Source organism: Methylobacterium sp. WL1, from assembly GCF_008000895.1.
GTDB lineage: Bacteria > Pseudomonadota > Alphaproteobacteria > Rhizobiales > Beijerinckiaceae > Methylobacterium.
On record NZ_CP042823.1, the window covers coordinates 3,984,752 to 3,998,413 of the forward strand.

Sequence of the window (13,662 nt, forward strand, 5' to 3'; positions counted from 1 at the left end):
CGGCGCATCCTGCATTCATTCGGAGGGTCGGCGCGCAGCGCGTAAACCTCCAGGCACGCCTTGGGCCGTCGCCGCCCTGCTCAGGGCGGCCACGTTCGACCGGCGCCGCGATGGACCGATCGAACGCGACGAAGGCCGATCAGCCGGCGTCGCTGGCCCCCTCGCCGAGCTTCTGCGGGTCGCGGGTGGCGGAGCGCACCGGGCTCTCGGCCTGGGGCTCGGCCCCGCGCAGGGCCTGCTGCACCAGGCTGTCGGCCCGGTCCCCCATCCCCGGAAGGGCGGCCTCGAGCTTCGAGACCATCTTGGGCGTCCAGAAGGCCGTGATGTGCTTGTGCACCCCGGCCACCGCCTCGTCCTCCGGGTAGGACCGGAAAAAGGTGGCGATCTGGTTCGCCATCCGGAGGAGCTTGTCCTCCTGGGTCAGCGCACTCATCGGTTCACTCCGCCGCGTCGAGCGCAGTATCTAGGGAATTGGCAATGCGCGTCAGGGAGAAGTCCTCCTCGTAGAACTTCGCCTGCCAATCCGAGGGCCGGTTGGTCCGCCGGATCTGCACCGCCGTGACCTTGTACTCGGGACAGTTGGTCGCCCAATCCGAGTAGTCGGTGGTGATCACGTTGGCGCCGGTCTTGGCGTGGTGGAACGTGGTGTAGACCACGCCGGGCTGCATCCGCTCCGAGACCTTGGCCTTCAGGGCGATGTCGCCGGACCGGCTCTCCAGGGAGACCAGGTCGCCGTCGACGATGCCGCGCAGTTCCGCGTCGAACGGGTGGATCTCCAGCACGTCCTCCTCGTGCCAGCGCGAGTTCTCGGTGCGCCGGGTCTGCGCGCCGACATTGTACTGGGACAGGATCCGGCCCGTGGTCAGGATCAGCGGGAACTTCGCCCCCGTCCGCTCCTCGGTGGCCACGAACTCGGTGATCATGAACCGGCCCTTGCCGCGGACGAAGCGGTCCACGTGCATCATCGGCGTGCCGAGCGGCGCCTTCTCGTTGCAGGGCCACTGCACCGAGCCCAGCTCGTCGAGCTTGGCGTAGGACACGCCGGTGAAGCTCGGGGTCAGGCCGGCGATCTCGTCCATGATCTCGGACGGGTGGCTGTACTCCATCTTGTAGCCCAGTGCGTTGGAGAGAAGCACCGTGCCCTCCCAGTCACCGAAGCCGCCCATCGGAGGCATCACCTTGCGGACGCGGGAGATGCGCCGCTCGGCGTTGGTGAAGGTGCCGTCCTTCTCGAGGAACGAGGCGCCCGGCAGGAAGACGTGGGCGTACTTCGCGGTCTCGTTCAGGAACAGGTCCTGGATGACGATGCATTCCATCGCCTTGAGGCCGGACGTGACATGGTGCGTGTCGGGATCCGACTGCGCGATGTCCTCGCCCTGGATGTAGAGGCCCTTGAAGCTGCCATCGACGGCCTCGTCGAGCATGTTGGTGATGCGCAGGCCCGGCGCGCCGTCGAGCTTGGCGCCCCAGAGCGCCTCGAAGCTCTCACGGGTGGCGTCGTCCGAGACGTGGCGGTAGCCGGTGAACTCGTGCGGGAACGAGCCCATGTCGCAGGAGCCCTGGACGTTGTTCTGGCCGCGCAGCGGGTTCACGCCGGCACCGAGCTTGCCGATGTTGCCGGTGGCCATGGCGATGTTGGCCATGCCCATCACCATGGTCGAGCCCTGGCTGTGCTCGGTGACGCCGAGGCCGTAATAGATGCCGGCCGCGCCGCCCGTGGCGTAGAGCCGGGCCGCCGCACGCACCTCAGCCGGGTCGAGGCCGGTGAACGATTGCTGGTTCTCGGGCGAATGCCGCTCCTCGGCGATGAACCGGGCCCAGGACTCGAACTCGGCGAGGTCGCAGCGCTCGCGGACATACGCTTCGTCGATCAGCCCCTCGGTGACGATGACGTGCGCCAGCGAATTGATGAAGGCGACGTTGGAGCCCGGCTTCAGGGGCAGGTGATAGTCGGCCTTGATGTGGGGCGACTTCACCAAGTCGATCTTGCGCGGATCGGCCACGATCAGCTTGGCGCCCTCCCGCAGGCGCTTCTTCATGCGCGAACCGAAGACCGGGTGCCCGTCGGTCGGGTTGGCACCAATCACCAGGATCACGTCGGACTGCTCGACCGACTTGAAGTCCTGGGTGCCGGCCGAGGTACCGAGCGTCGACATCAGCCCGTAGCCGGTGGGCGAGTGGCAGACGCGGGCGCAGGTATCGACGTTGTTGTTGCCGAAGGCGGCGCGCACGAGCTTCTGGACGAGGTAGGCCTCCTCGTTGGTGCAGCGCGACGAGGTGATGCCGCCGACCGAATCCTTGCCGTATGTCGACTGGATCCGCTTGAATTCGCTGGCCGCGTGCGAGATGGCCTCGTCCCAGGAGACCTCGCGCCACGGATCCGTGATCTTCGCGCGGATCATCGGCTTGGTGATGCGGTCCTTGTGGGTGGCGTAGCCGTAGGCGAAGCGACCCTTGACGCAGCTATGGCCCTCGTTGGCCTTGCCGGCCTTGTACGGCACCATGCGGACGACGCGGGTGCCCTGCATCTCGGCCTTGAACGAGCAGCCGACGCCGCAATACGCACAGGTCGTCACCTCCGCGTGCTCGGGCTGGCCGAACTCGTGGATCGATTTTTCCTGCAACGTGGCCGTGGGACAGGCCTGCACGCAGGCGCCGCAGGAGACGCACTCCGATTCCATGAAGTTGGTCGGGCCCGCCGCCACGCGGCTGTCGAAGCCGCGGCCCGCGATGGTCAGCGCGAAGGTGCCCTGCACCTCCTCGCAGGCGCGGACGCACCGGTTGCAGACGATGCACTTCGACGGATCGTACGTGAAGTACGGGTTCGACTCGTCCTTGGGCAGGTACTTCTCGGCACTCGGCACGACGTGGTTGTCGCCCTCGTAGCCGTAGCGGACGTCGCGCAGGCCGACGACGCCGGCCATGTCCTGCAACTCGCAATCGCCGTTGGCCGCGCAGGTCAGGCAGGTCAGCGGGTGATCGGAGATGTAGAGCTCCATCACGCCCTTGCGGAGCTTGGCCAGCTTGTCGGTCTGCGTGCGCACGACCATGCCGTTCTCGGCCGGCGTGGTGCAGGAGGCCGGCGTCCCGCGCCGCCCCTCGATCTCGACGAGGCAGAGCCGGCAGGAGCCGAACGGCTCCAGGCTGTCGGTGGCGCACAGCTTCGGGATCTGCGTGCCGGCATGCATCGCCGCCGCCATCACCGAGGTGCCGGCCGGCACCGTCACGTCCATGCCGTCGATCGTCAGGGTGACGGTCTGCTCCGCCACGCGGATCGGCGTGCCGTAGTCGATCTCCTTGATCAGGCCCATCGACGTCTCCTTCACTCGGCCGCGACCGGCAGATCGCCGGCGCGCCTGAAATCTTCAGGGAAGTGGGTGATCGCGCTCATCACGGGCATCGGCGTGAGCCCGCCCATGGCGCAGAGCGACCCGTCGGTCATGACCTCACAGAGGTCCTCGATCAGCTTCAGGTTCGTCTCCGGCCGGATGCCGGCGATGACCTTGTCCATGGTCTCGACGCCACGTGTCGCGCCGATCCGGCAGGGAGTGCACTTGCCGCAGGATTCGGTGGCGCAGAACTCGAAGGCGAAGCGGGCTTGGGAGGCCATGTCGACGGTGTCGTCGAACACCACGATGCCGCCATGGCCGACGAGGCCCTTCGCAGCGGCCATCGCCTCGTAGTCGAGGGGCGTGTCGAGCAGGCGGTCGGGGAAGTAGGCCCCGAGCGGCCCGCCGACCTGTACCGCCCGCACCGGCCGGCCGGAGCGGGTGCCACCGCCGTAATCCTCGATCACCTCGCGCAGGGTCACCCCGAAGGCGAGCTCGATCAGGCCACCGTGCTTGATGTTGCCGGCGAGCTGGATCGGCAGCGTGCCGAGCGAGCGGCCCATGCCGTAATCGGCGTAGGCCCCGGCGCCGTTCTCGAGGATCCACGGCACGGCCGTGAAGGTCATGACGTTGTTGACCAGCGTCGGCTTGCCGAGGAAGCCCTTGAGCGCCGGGATCGGAGGCTTGGCCCGCACGATGCCGCGCTTGCCCTCCAGGCTCTCCAGCAGCGAGGTCTCCTCGCCGCAGATATAGGCGCCCGCGCCCAGTCGGACCTCCAGGTGGAAGGCCTTGCCCGAACCCAGGATATCGGCGCCAAGCACGCCGGCCTCGATGCCGTTGGCGATGGCTTCCTTCAGGGTGGCGAAGGCCTGCGGGTATTCGGAGCGCAGGTAGATGTAGCCGCGGGTCGCACCCGTCGCGATCGCCGCGATGGTCATGCCCTCGATGAGGTTGAAGGGGTCGCCCTCCATCATCATCCGGTCGGCGAAGGTACCGGAATCGCCCTCGTCGGCGTTGCAGACGACGTATTTCTGCTCGCCCTTGGCGAGCATCACGGTGTTCCACTTGATGCCGGCCGGGAAGCCGGCGCCGCCGCGGCCGCGCAGGCCGGAATCGCGCACCGCCGCGACGATGCCCTCGGCGTCGAGCTTCAGCGCCGCCTCGAGCCCGCGATAGCCGCCATGGGCCCGGTAATCAGCCACCGAGACCGGATCGACAACGCCGCAGCGGTGGAAGGTCAGGCGCTGCTGACGGGCGAGGAACGGGATCTTTTCGGGGTCGCCGAGGCGCAGGGCATGCTCGCCGCCGGTGGCGAGCCCGGCATCCAGCAGGGCGTCGACATCCGAGACCTTGACGGGACCGTAGGCGACCCGGCCTTCCGGCGTGGCGACTTCCACCATCGGCTCCAGCCAGAACAGGCCGCGCGAGCCGGTGCGCACGATGGTCACGTCGAGGCCGCGGCGCTCGGCGCCCGCGAACAGGGCCCGGGCGACCTTGTTGGCGCCGAGGCCCAGAGCCACGGCGTCCCGGGGGACGTAAAGGGTGACGCTCACTGGCGGGTCTCCCGCTTGGTTTCGGCCAGCGCCTCGTCGAGGCCGTCGGCAGTCAGGTGGGCCACCGGCTCGCCGTCGATCAGGGCCGCGGGACCGTTGGCGCAGAGGCCGAGGCAGTAGACCGGCTCCACCGTGGCGCTGCCGTCGGCGGTGGTCTCGTGCCAGTCACAGCCGAGGCGGCCGAGGATCTCGCGGTGGATCTTGTCCGAGCCCATGGCCTGACAGGCCTCGGCCCGACACAGCTTCACCTCGTGGCGGCCGGCCGGATGGGCGCGGAAGTCGTGGTAGAACGTGATGCAGCCATGCACCTCGGCACGCGACAGGTTCAGCGCGTCGGCGATGAGCGGCACGGCGCCGCCATCGACGTAGCCGAAGGTCGCCTGCAACGCGTGCAGGATCGGCAGCGTCGCGCCTTCGAGATGGGTATGCTCTGCAATGATCCCGGTAGCGCGTTCCGCGCTCCAGGGCTCGTGACGCGCCATGGTTTCCAGCCCAGTCTGTTCCTTTTCTAAAGCGAAGTGGAACAGAAATGCCGAACACCATCAATCGTGCAGTCCGGTCGCCTGACAAAGGATCCCTGTCAGACTGTCACCCGTCGCGGGCCGGCGGCCCATCCATACGGTAAGCCTTTCTCAACGCATCGGTTTCTACCGCCTAAAAACCGTCGAACCAACCCGCGTGCGACGCAACATCATCTTGTGCCCTGCAAGAAATTTCATCTGCCGCGCGGTCTGGACGGTCAGAACTCCATGTCGAGCTCTTCGATCTCATCCGGCTCGTCGGCGGCGGCCTCGGCCCATTCGATCATCAACGGCCAGTGCAGAATGGCGTCCCGGTAGGCTGCGGCCCGGGGCGGCAGCGCGACGTCGTAGGTACGGAAGCGGGTGCAGACCGGGGCGTAAAGCGCATCGGCGAGGCCAGGCCGGTCACCGAAGAGGAACGGTCCGTCGTACCGGTCCAGGCAATCGTCGAAGATCGTGACGATGCGCTCGATATCGGCCTTGGCGCCGTTGAACACCCGAAAGCCCGGATGGAACGCCCGCAGGTTCATCGGCAGGGCCGAGCGCAGGTTGACGAAGCCCGAGTGCATCTCCCCGGAGATGGAGCGACAATGGGCACGCTCGGCCACCTCGCGCGGGAGAAGGCCAGCGTCGGGAAAGGTCTCGCTCAGGTATTCGGCGATCGCGAGGATGTCCCAGACCACCACGTCGCCATGCCGCAGGCGCGGCACCAGGAAGGATGGGGACAGGTGCAGCAGTTCCGCACGGCTGGTGACGTCCGTGCCCGACAGGACTTCCGTGTCGAACGCGAGACCCGCCATCCGGCAGATCAGCCAGCCCCGCAGGGACCAGGAGGAGTAGTTGCGACTGGAGATGGTGAGCGTGGTGGCGGTCATCGTCTTCACCCCGGGCGCGTCGCCGATCATGCGATCTGCATTGCCGGATCCAAAACTCGTGCCGGAGCAGCGAATCTTGCCGACTCGATCCGGGCGAATCGCAACGCGCCGAAGACTACTCCCGACGAAGCAGCGCGGCGACCTCCGCCTGCTCGGCTGCCGACAGGGTCCGGACCGGCGCGGCCGGCCGCCGGCGGGCGAGGCGCCAAATCCCGAAAGCGCCGAGCAGAACCGCCAGGATCGGGGTCAGCCACAGCAGCAGGGTGTGCAGGGCAAAGACCGGCCGCAGCAGCACGAACTCGCCGTAGCGGTCCACGACGTAGCGCAGCACCGCCGGATCACTGTCGCCCTTCTGCAGGCGCTCGCGCACGATCACGCGCAGATCCTTGGCGAGCGGCGCGTCGGAATCGTCGATCGACTGGTTCTGGCAGACCAGGCAGCGCAGCTCGGACGAGATCTCCCGGGCTCGATGCTCCAGCACCGGATCCTTCAGCACCTCGTCGGGCTGGACCGCATGGGCCGGGACGGCGAGCGAAAGGGTCGCGAGGAGCGCGAAGGCGAGGCGGCCACGCGCCTTCCCCCTCCCCGGTGCGGCGTCCACAGACCGACGGCCATCGACCGCGACAGATCCCCTCTCCCGCACAGGAGAGGGGGCCTGCGGCTCGACCGGATAGGCGTGGACCCGGTCCCCCACAGAGGGACCGGGAAGAACCGCGTTGGCCCTCATGTCCCGACCCATCACTCCGCCGGGACCGCGGCAACGTGGGGCATCGCCCGCGCCCGCGCCTTGGCCGGCACGCCGACGCGCATCCGGCGGTCGGTGAGGGACAGCACGCCGCCCAAGGCCATCACGACCGCGCCGAGCCAGATCATCAGCACCAGCGGCTTGTAGTAGAGGCGCAGGCCGACGCCGCCATCCTGGCCGATCTCGCCGAGGCTGGCGTAGACCTGACTCGCCCCGATGGTCAGCAGGCCGGATTCCGTCACCGACATCTTGCGGCTCGGGTAGAAGCGCTTGCCGGTCTCGACCCGGCCGACCTCGTCGCCCGAGCGGGTCCGGATCGTCAGGAAGGCCGCGGCCTCCTCGTAGTTCGGGCCGGCCCGGGGCGCGAGCCGGTCGAGGGTCGCCGTGTAGGGGCCGGCCGACAGGGTCTGGCCGGGCTTGAGCGTCGCCAGCCCCTCGGTGGCCCACCCCTGCGCGGCGATGCCGATCACAACCACGCCGACGCCGGCATGGGCGAGCGCCGTGCCCCAGGCCGAGCGCGGCAGGCCGATGGCCCGGCGCCCGATCTGGCCGAGGTCGCGCGTCCGGCTGGAGCCAAAGCCCCGGGCCCGGGAGACGATCTCCAGCGCCGAGCCGATCAGCAGGTAGGCGCCGAGCCCGATCCCGACCGGCGCCATCACGGGGCCGCCCCAGGTGAAAGCCAGGACCGCGAAGCCGACCACCAGGGCGACGGCGAGCGCCGCGAACAGGCGCTGCGAGGCTGCGAGCACGTCCCCGCGCTTCCAGGCGAGCGCCTGGCCGAAGGGCACGATCAGCAGGAGCGGAATCGCCAGGGGGATGAAGGTGGCGTTGAAGAAGGGCGGCCCGACCGTGATCTTCTCCCCGGTCAGCATCTCCAACAGGAGCGGATAGAGCGTCCCCACCAGCACCGTGGCGCAGGCGGCCACCAGGAACAGGTTGTTGAGGACGAGCGCCCCCTCCCGGGAGATCGGCGCGAACAGGCCGCCCTGTCGCAGCAGCGGCGCCCGCCACGCAAACAGCGTCAGCGAGCCGCCGATGAACAGGATCAGGATCGCCAGGATGAAGACGCCGCGGGTCGGGTCGGTGGCGAAGGAATGCACCGAGGTGATCACCCCGGAGCGGACCAGGAAGGTGCCGATCAGCGACAGCGAGAAGGTCAGGATGGCGAGCAGCACCGTCCAGACCTTCAGGGCGTCGCGCTTCTCCATCACCACGGTGGAGTGCAGCAGCGCCGTGCCGGCGATCCAGGGCATCAGGGAGGCGTTCTCCACCGGATCCCAGAACCACCAGCCGCCCCAGCCGAGCTCGTAATAGGCCCAGTACGAGCCCATCGCGATGCCGAGCGTCAGGAACGACCAGGCTGCGAGCGTCCAGGGCCGCACGGCCCGCGCCCAGACCGCATCGATCCGCCCGTCGATCAGGGCGGCGACCGCGAAGGCGAAGCTGATCGAGAAACCGACATAGCCGACGTAGAGGAGCGGCGGGTGGATCGCCAACCCGACATCCTGCAGCAGCGGATTGAGGTCGTTGCCCTCGAGCGGCGCCGGGACCACGCGGCTGAACGGGTTCGAGGTCGTGATGATGAACAGCACGAACACGAAGGTGATCAGGCCCTGCACGCCGAGCGTGTTGGCCCGCAAGCGCGGCGGCACGGAATTCTTGGCCACGGCCACGCAGGCGCCGAACAGGGTCAGGATCAGGACCCAGAGGAGCATCGAGCCCTCGTGGTTCCCCCAGACGCCGGAGAACTTGTAGATCAGCGGCTTCTGCGTGTGCGAGTTCTCGACGACGTTCTGGACCGAGAAGTCCGAGGTGACGTGCGCCCAGGTCAGGGCCGCGAAGGCGAACAGCACGCACGCGAAGGCGCCCAGGGCCGCCTGCGAGGCGGCCTGGCGCAGGGCCGGGTCGCCCGAGCGCGCCGCCCAGACCGGCATCACCATCTGGACAAGGGAGATCGCCAGCGCGAGCGCGAGCGCGAAATGGCCGGTCTCGACGATCATCCGGTTTCCTTACCGCTCACTGCGGGGGCCGAGGGTCCCGCCGTTCGAGGCGGTGATGGGCTTCGGTGCGACCTTGGCGCCGCCCTTCTCGCCCCCCTCCTGCCAGCGCCCCTGTGCCTTAAGGGCGTCGGCGACCTCCCGGGGCATGTACGATTCGTCGTGCTTGGCCAGCACCGTGTCGGCCCGGAACCGGCCGCCCGGCTCCAGCATACCCTCGGCCACCACGCCTTGCCCCTCGCGGAACAGGTCGGGCAGCAGGCCCTTGTACTGGACCTCGACGGTGGCGTTGGTGTCGGTCACGGCGAAATCCACCGTCTGGTCGGGCCCGCGCCGGAGCGAGCCGTCCTTCACCAGGCCGCCGAGCCGCATCCGGGTCCCGGGGGCGATGCCCTGCTGGGCGATGTCGGTGGGCGAGCGGAAGAACACGATCGAGCCGCTCATGGCGAACAGGATCAGCCCCACGGCGAGCGCGAGCACGCTGCCGCAGGCAGTGATCAGGATCAGGCGGCGGCTCTTGCGCGTCACGATTCTTCCACCCCGGGATCCGACGGGCTTTGGCCCGAGCAGACCTAAACCGTTCTCATTCCAGACTTGAGGGTGTCGGCCCGGCGGCCGCGCCGGTCAAGGGCGTCGGGCAGGACCGATTGTCGTACGAACAGCCGCGTGGCGCCCCTCGGCGCCGTCAGGGATTGGATTTGGCGGTCAGATCGAGTTCCCGGGCGAGCCCGTCGAGCCGGCTCACCGCATCCGCGTTGGTGGCGAGCGCCATCCGGGCGCGGTCGAGGGCCTTGATCGCCTGATCGCGGTCGCCGAGTGCGCTGTAGGAGCGCACGAGCCGCAGCCACTCGTCGGGTGTGCCGCCCCGGGCCGCGAGACGCCGGTCGAGCCCGTCGACCATGCCGCGGATCGCGGCGTCGCGCTCGGCCGGCGACAGCGCCTGCATGGCGGCAGCCGCCGATTCGGCATCGGACCGCGGGGCGGGTCCGGCCATGGAACCGGTCATGGAACCGGAGGCCGCCGGAGCCGCCGGCTTGGTGGGATCGAGGCCGAGGATGCGGGCGCCCTCCTCCACCTGGGCGAGCCCCTGCGGATTGCCGGCCAGAGCCACCCGGGCACGGGCCAGGGCATCGATCGCCTGGTCACGCTCGCCGAGCACCGCCCGGGAGCGGGTGAGCCGCAGCCATTCGTCCGGCGTGCCGCCGCCCGCCTTCAGCCGGGCGTCGAGCCCGTCGACCATGCCGCGGATCGCCGCCTGCTGCTCGGCCGGGATCTTCGGGGTCGCCGCAGGCGCGGCCGCCGGCGCCGCCTCGCCCTTGAGCCGGGCCAGGTTCTGCCGGACCAGCCCGAGCCAGGGCGCATCGGCGGGGCTGGCGGCCTCCAGGGCGGAGAGCTGGCGGATCGCCTCGGCGGTATCGCCGGCCTGCTCGGCCGCGCGCGCGAGGTAGAAGCGGGGCTTCGGCGCGTTCTGGTCCCTGGCCTGGGCCTTCTCGAACAGGGCCTTGGCCTCGGGGGTGACGGTCCCCTCCCCGGCAGCCGCCAGGGCCTCGCCCCAATCGGACAGGACGTCGGCGGTCTCGCCCTTCAGCCGGGCGATGTTGGCGAAGGCGCGGGCCGCGTCGTCGAACCGGCCGGTCCGCATGTAGACCGGGGCGAGCACGGCCCAGCCCCGGGCGTCGTTCGGGTCGCGGGCGAGACGGGCCTCGATCTGGCCGACCGCCTTCAACAGGTCCTCGGTGCCGCCGCGGGCGGCCTGCCGGTCGGCGTCGGTCTGCGCCGGCAGTTCCGGCGAACCGTAGAGCCCGTAGGCGATCAGCGCGACCAGCGGAATCGTGGACAGCGCGAAGGCGGAGGCCGCCCGGCGCCGGCGCAGCCGCGGCTCGGCGGGACGCGCGGCCTCGTCCGCGCCGGCATCCTCGGCGTCGCGCCGCGCATCGCGGCTGGCCCGCAGGAGCCGCCGGGCAGCCTCGGCGCGGGCGGTCTCGGCCTCGTCCGGGGCGATCAGGCCGCGGTCCAGATCGCGGTCGATCTCGGCGATCTGGTCCTCGTAGAACGCGGTCTCGGTGTCGACGCTGGAAATGCCGCCCTCGCCCACCGGAACGGCCGTGCGCCGCGACATCGGCCAGAGCAGGCCGAGCACGGCCGCAGCGGTCATGCCCGCCAGGATGAACCAGATCGCCGTCATCAAAACTCGGAAACTCTGCCGTGGTCCAGTCGGGGAATGCGTAACGCAAGAGTCCGCTTGATGGACGAACCTCTTCGCCGCTGACATCTGTCGGCGCGGACCTTCGCTTGCGGGGCCGGTTCCGCAAAAGCAATAAAAAACCCCGCTCGTGCGGGGTCGACGAACACAAAGTCCGTGAACATCGCCGCGATCAGGGGCGCTTGCCGGTGCCTGGCCGCCGATCCGTCCGAAGGCGCTCAAGCTGCTTCAGCGCCCGGTCCCGGTCACGCGCCGTCGTCCCAGCGTCTCGGGAACGAACGCCGTCGAAGACACGATCGCTGACGTAGAGATCGTCGCCGCGCGGATCCCGCAGGCCGATAGCCATGGCATTCTCCTGGACGACGAGTATCCTCCACACCGGCTTCAGCCTGTCAACGCGCGGCTGAGAATCCAAAACCTTCGGTCCCAAGGATCAGATCCCGTCTCGATGACGGCATATCCTTCGTCTTCCAGCGTCCACGTCAGGAAGAGATCCTTCCGGAGCGCTTTCTCCGGCGGGTTGCGGGACTTTGTGACGCGGTAGATCAGCCATGGCCGCACATGTGCAACGAGCGCTCTCAAGCTCGCGGCGACGATTGGCATGACGAAGGGCCGGCACGCGTCCGGCAGGTACGGTCGCGCGTACGTCCTGTCCTGCGTCTCGTAGGTGGGCGTGTCGTCGGCGAGGCTGACGACCAGGATCGTGAAGGAGAATTCGTGAAACCGTGTGAGCTTGCGGCGCCACAGGACCGCTTGCGTGTCTGTCAGACGGGACTCCACCTGGACCAGCCTGTCAGTCACAGCGCAATAGGCCACCGGCACGAGAACAACGTGGGACGCGGCGTCCTCAGCTTCGACGCTCAATAAGGCCGGCACCCCGGAGATCACGGACACGAACGCCAAGATCTGATTCCGCAGCGGGACCGGCGAGGCAACCTTTGCAGCGATGACACTGCGGATGAGCGGCAGCGTCAACACACCGCCCGTCGCCGCCACGCACGCACCATCAATGGTTGGCCGGCCCGACCGGCGCGTCGCCCGGCACCTCCAACACCGCCCGCAGGCCGCCGAGGGCCGCCTGCTCCAGGGTGAAGCGTCCCCGGTACAGGGCGGCCAGATCCGCCACGATGGACAGGCCGAGGCCCGAGCCGGGCTTCGACTCGTCGAGGCGCCGGCCCCGCCCGAGCACGGCCTGGCGCGCCTCCGGGGGCAGCCCGGGGCCGTCATCCTCGATGGCGATCAGGAGATGGGGATAATCGTTCCGGGCCACCGCCTCGGCGCGGATCGCGACCCGGCCGTGAGCCCATTTCGAGGCGTTGTCGACGAGGTTGCCGACCATCTCCTCGAAATCCTGGCGCTCGCCCCGGAAGCGCAGGCCCGGGGGCACGTGGACGTCGTAGGCGATGTCCTTGTCTCGGTAGATCTTCCCGAAGGTCCGCACGAGGCCGGCCAGCGCGGGCTCGACCTCCGTGGAGGTGCCGAGCGTGCCGGCCAGAGCGGCGGCACGGGCCCGGTCGAGGTGATAGTTCACCTGGTCGCGCATCACGGCGGCCTGCTCGCGGATCTTCTGCGACAGCTCCTCGGGGGCGTCCGAGGCGCCGACCTCGTTGACGATGATCGAGAGCGGCGTCTTCAGCGCGTGGGCGAGGTTGCCGACCTGGGTGCGGGCGCGCTCCAGGATCTCGCGGTTGGTCTCGATCAGGAGGTTCACCTCGCCGGTGAGCGGGGCGATGTCGCGCGGGTAGGTACCGGTGATGCGGTCGGCCTCGCCGCGGCGGACGGCGCCGAGCGCGGCACGCATCTTCTTCAGGGGCGCCAGGCCGAACCGGATCTGAAGCAGCGTGGTGATCGCCAGCGACAGGCCGAGCAGCCCGAACGTGATCGTCAGCGAATTGCGGAATCGGTCGACGTCGTTGACGATCTCGTCCGCCGGGCCGGCGACACGCACCGTGTAGCGACCCTCCTCGCCGAGATCGACGTCGCGCTCCATGATCCGCAGCAGGCGGCCGTCCTGGCCCTTGCCGTAGCCCTGGCGGATCTGCCCGACCCCGACCTTGCCGTCGGCATCGGTGGCGGGCCCCAGCGGCACGCCGACGAGCGAGCGCGAGGTGCGCAGGTCCCGGGGCTTCGCGTCCGGCTTGCCAACCTGCCAGTACCAGCCGGACAGGGGCAGATCGAAGCGCGGATCGCCGAGCGAGAAGGTCCGGCTCTCGGGATCGTTGGGCGAGACCAAGTCGGTGGCGAGGTTGTTGGTGAAGACCAGGAGCCGGCTGTCGAAGGCACGCTCGGTGGTCTCCCGGTAGAGGGTCGTGAGGATCCAGGCCGCGATCAGCAGGATCGCCGAGCTCGACAGGAACGCCGACACGGCCAGCCGCACCGCGATCGAACGGCGGCGCAGGGAGAAGAGGCCGATCAGGGTTTTCATCGGGACAACCGCAC

11 protein-coding genes are annotated in these 13,662 nt (G+C 69.2%); all 11 read right to left on the reverse strand.

Features of this window, described 5'->3' with window-relative positions; translation table 11 throughout:
- Positions 1–139: 139 nt before the first annotated feature.
- Positions 140–433, reverse strand: a complete 294-nt coding sequence (locus FVA80_RS19325) for a formate dehydrogenase subunit delta (protein WP_147908018.1) — start codon at positions 431–433, stop codon at positions 140–142.
- A 4-nt stretch (positions 434–437) separates the two neighbouring features.
- Positions 438–3,311 (reverse strand): formate dehydrogenase subunit alpha, encoded by a 2,874-nt coding sequence (gene fdhF / locus FVA80_RS19330; RefSeq protein WP_147908019.1) that lies wholly within the window; start codon positions 3,309–3,311, stop codon positions 438–440.
- Positions 3,312–3,322: 11 nt separating this feature from the next.
- On the reverse strand, positions 3,323–4,882 hold the full coding sequence (locus FVA80_RS19335; protein ID WP_147908020.1) for a formate dehydrogenase beta subunit: 1,560 nt from the start codon (positions 4,880–4,882) through the stop codon (positions 3,323–3,325).
- Positions 4,879–5,364, reverse strand: coding sequence for a formate dehydrogenase subunit gamma (locus FVA80_RS19340; protein ID WP_147908021.1), 486 nt, complete (start codon positions 5,362–5,364; stop codon positions 4,879–4,881). The genes FVA80_RS19335 and FVA80_RS19340 overlap by 4 nt, the downstream gene beginning before the upstream one ends.
- A 257-nt stretch (positions 5,365–5,621) precedes the next feature.
- Complete coding sequence (locus tag FVA80_RS19345; RefSeq protein ID WP_147908046.1) at positions 5,622–6,278, reverse strand: glutathione S-transferase family protein; 657 nt, start codon at positions 6,276–6,278, stop codon at positions 5,622–5,624.
- Between the two features lie 115 nt (positions 6,279–6,393).
- Positions 6,394–6,774, reverse strand: coding sequence for a cytochrome c-type biogenesis protein (locus FVA80_RS19350; RefSeq protein ID WP_246692436.1), 381 nt, complete (start codon positions 6,772–6,774; stop codon positions 6,394–6,396).
- Between the two features lie 242 nt (positions 6,775–7,016).
- Positions 7,017–9,023: a heme lyase CcmF/NrfE family subunit gene (locus FVA80_RS19355; RefSeq protein WP_147908023.1), complete on the reverse strand. Its 2,007-nt coding sequence runs from the start codon at positions 9,021–9,023 to the stop codon at positions 7,017–7,019.
- Between the two features lie 9 nt (positions 9,024–9,032).
- Positions 9,033–9,548, reverse strand: a complete 516-nt coding sequence (gene ccmE / locus FVA80_RS19360) for a cytochrome c maturation protein CcmE (RefSeq protein ID WP_147908024.1) — start codon at positions 9,546–9,548, stop codon at positions 9,033–9,035.
- 157 nt (positions 9,549–9,705) lie between these two features.
- Positions 9,706–11,205 carry a c-type cytochrome biogenesis protein CcmI gene (ccmI, locus tag FVA80_RS19365; protein ID WP_147908025.1) on the reverse strand — a complete coding sequence of 500 codons (1,500 nt, stop codon included), beginning with the start codon at positions 11,203–11,205 and terminating at the stop codon, positions 9,706–9,708.
- A gap of 402 nt (positions 11,206–11,607) precedes the next feature.
- On the reverse strand, positions 11,608–12,219 hold the full coding sequence (locus FVA80_RS19370; protein WP_147908026.1) for a hypothetical protein: 612 nt from the start codon (positions 12,217–12,219) through the stop codon (positions 11,608–11,610).
- Between the two features lie 10 nt (positions 12,220–12,229).
- A complete protein-coding gene (locus FVA80_RS19375; protein WP_147908027.1) occupies positions 12,230–13,648 on the reverse strand; it encodes a sensor histidine kinase in 1,419 nt (472 codons plus the stop codon).
- Between the last annotated feature and the right edge of the window lie 14 nt (positions 13,649–13,662).

What these genes read in the sequence shown, in the direction of transcription:
- FVA80_RS19340 (WP_147908021.1), bottom strand. Translation starts at nt 5,364, where the DNA reads ATGGCGCGTCACGAGCCCTGGAGCGCGGAACGCGCTACCGGGATCATT.
- FVA80_RS19345 (WP_147908046.1), bottom strand. Translation starts at nt 6,278, where the DNA reads ATGACCGCCACCACGCTCACCATCTCCAGTCGCAACTACTCCTCCTGG.
- FVA80_RS19355 (WP_147908023.1), bottom strand. Translation starts at nt 9,023, where the DNA reads ATGATCGTCGAGACCGGCCATTTCGCGCTCGCGCTCGCGCTGGCGATC.
- FVA80_RS19375 (WP_147908027.1), bottom strand. Translation starts at nt 13,648, where the DNA reads ATGAAAACCCTGATCGGCCTCTTCTCCCTGCGCCGCCGTTCGATCGCG.
- ccmI (WP_147908025.1), bottom strand. Translation starts at nt 11,205, where the DNA reads ATGACGGCGATCTGGTTCATCCTGGCGGGCATGACCGCTGCGGCCGTG.
- fdhF (WP_147908019.1), bottom strand. Translation starts at nt 3,311, where the DNA reads ATGGGCCTGATCAAGGAGATCGACTACGGCACGCCGATCCGCGTGGCG.
- FVA80_RS19325 (WP_147908018.1), bottom strand. Translation starts at nt 433, where the DNA reads ATGAGTGCGCTGACCCAGGAGGACAAGCTCCTCCGGATGGCGAACCAG.